Origin of the sequence: Protofrankia sp. Cr1, assembly GCF_963555865.1 — a bacterium.
Classification (GTDB): domain Bacteria; phylum Actinomycetota; class Actinomycetes; order Frankiales; family Frankiaceae; genus Protofrankia.
Map to the genome: position 1 here is coordinate 1 of NZ_CAUVXO010000031.1, position 1,983 is coordinate 1,983.

Annotated in this window: 2 protein-coding genes and 1 pseudogene; 2 read left to right on the forward strand and 1 reads right to left on the reverse strand. The window is 69.3% G+C overall.

Annotated features, from left to right (window positions below; genetic code table 11):
• Both U9980_RS05130 and U9980_RS05135 read left to right on the forward strand, forming a co-directional pair.
• Positions 1-657 (forward strand): annotated as a pseudogene (locus U9980_RS05130) (hypothetical protein); the annotation flags it as partial.
• A complete protein-coding gene (locus U9980_RS05135; protein WP_322766905.1) occupies positions 654-1,007 on the forward strand; it encodes a hypothetical protein in 354 nt (117 codons plus the stop codon). The pseudogene U9980_RS05130 and the gene U9980_RS05135, both read left to right, overlap by 4 nt.
• Before the next feature lie 311 nt (positions 1,008-1,318).
• Here U9980_RS05135 and nucS read toward each other — a convergent pair whose 3' ends face one another.
• Positions 1,319-1,981, reverse strand: a complete 663-nt coding sequence (gene nucS / locus U9980_RS05140; protein ID WP_322766906.1) for an endonuclease NucS — start codon at positions 1,979-1,981, stop codon at positions 1,319-1,321.
• Positions 1,982-1,983: the final 2 nt, after the last annotated feature.

Below are 1,983 nucleotides of genomic sequence, written 5' to 3' on the forward strand. Positions count from 1 at the left end.
GCCGTGGAACGAATGGGAAGAGGTGAGGGGTCGATGGGCGAGCGCCGGTTCGTCGTGTGGGATGCCGAGGGGAGGCCGCTGGGTGCGTTCGCGGCGTTTGATGTCGCGAACGAGTGGGCGCACCTGCGGGTGTTGCAGGAGCGTACCCCGCTACCGCTACCGCTGACGATCGGCCGGCCGGCCGCGGGCATCCCCGCGATCCGGTGGACCGCCACCGACGGGGAAGGCGGACGCGGCCTGGTCCTGGTCCTGGTCGACGCGCTCAGCACCCGATGGGCCTGGTACCCGGTGACGACCCCCGGCGGCAAAGTCGTCTGGTCGGAAATCCGGGCGGAATCGCAACCGCCGCCACCCGCGGCGCACTCCAAGCCCGGCGACCTGGAATCGCCCGCGCCGCTACCCAAGCGAACGCCATACGGCGGACAGGAATCAGCGTTCTTGGTCACCTTCCGGGACGATCCCGAACTACTCCCACGGATCGTCGACCGGCTCCGCGCGCTCGACACCTGGCAGCTACCGAACCTCGACGGCGGGCCACTCCCAGCACGAAGCCGACACAGGGGCACGCACCTCGTAAGCCACCGGCTAAGCCACGACCGCGCCAGACCGAGCCGCCGGCACAGCGAGGCTTTTGGACGACAGGACGGGCCAGCATGACGGCCAGCGCGCACCACTCGACCGACGCCAGCGACGACAACGGACAAGCCGGCCTCCCGCGGCTTGCCGCCGCGCAGGAGTCCGCGAGCCTGCTGGAAACCTTTGTCGGCGGGCTGGCGCCACGCCTGTTCGCACTGGTCGAAGAGAACGACGACGAGCTCGACGGTCAGATCCTCGCCTGGGGCCTCCAGTTCCACGATCACGCCAGCGTCGTCGCCTACGGCGGCGAGATGTGGGGCTCGTTCACGTCCGCCACCAGTGCCCTCCGAATAGTCGCTCACATGGGAACCACGATCCGGCTCGTGTGGTGCTCGCCGGCCGACACCCCCGCCTGCCGCACTCCAGACTGACAACCAGAGCTGTCAGCGCGGACGCGCAGGATGGTGCGGACCCGCCCCCACGTCGCGCAGCGCCCCAACGCGCGTGGGCTGGCGGGGCGGCGTTCGCGGCTTACTCCCTGGTCAGGGCACGGCCGGGAGGTGAGCGGGGTGCTTTGCGCAAGCGGAAGGGGTGCTTGCGTGAGGCGCGCCACCCGACAACCGAGGTTGTGAGGGTCTGTTCTCGTCCGACGGGATTATCCGGCGGCCTGCTCACTCACGCCCAGGCTACCCGACAACGGACTGTCGGCCAGCAGGCCCAAGGCGGTACGATACACCGGAGGTCAGAACAGGGTCGGGATCGCGGGCGCCAGTCCGCGCAACGCGTCATAGTCGACGGTGACACAGCTCAGACCACGGTCCGCGGCAAGCAGCCGCGCCTGCGGCGTGATCGACTGCGCGACCAGGATCCCGCGCACCGGATGCGGCAGGAACGGGTCCGCCTCCAACCGGGCAAGATAGCGGGTCAGCTGCTCGACGCCGTCGATCTCGCCCCTGCGCTTCACCTCGACGGCGACACTCCCACCGTCGGTGTCGCGACAGAGCAGATCGACCGGCCCGATGCCGGTCTCGTACTCCCGGCGGACGAGGGTGAGGCCGTCGCGGATGGCATCCGGGCGGTCGGCGAGCAGCACCTGCAGGTGCGCCTCCACGCCGTCCTTGCGCAAACCCGGGTCCACACCGAGATCGTGCGACGAGTCATGCATGATCTCTTCGAGGGTGATGACGAGCTGTTCGTCCGCTCGGTTGGTCACCCGCCAGACGCCGTCCGCCTCGGCGATCACGCACGGCGGGCTCATCCAGTTCAGCGGCTTGTAGGCCCGCCCGTCCGCATGGATGGACACCGACCCGTCAGCCTTCACCAGCAGCAGTCGGACCGCGCTCGGCAGATGAGCCGTCAGCCGACCCACGTAGTCGACGCTGCACCTGGCAATCACAAGACGCACAG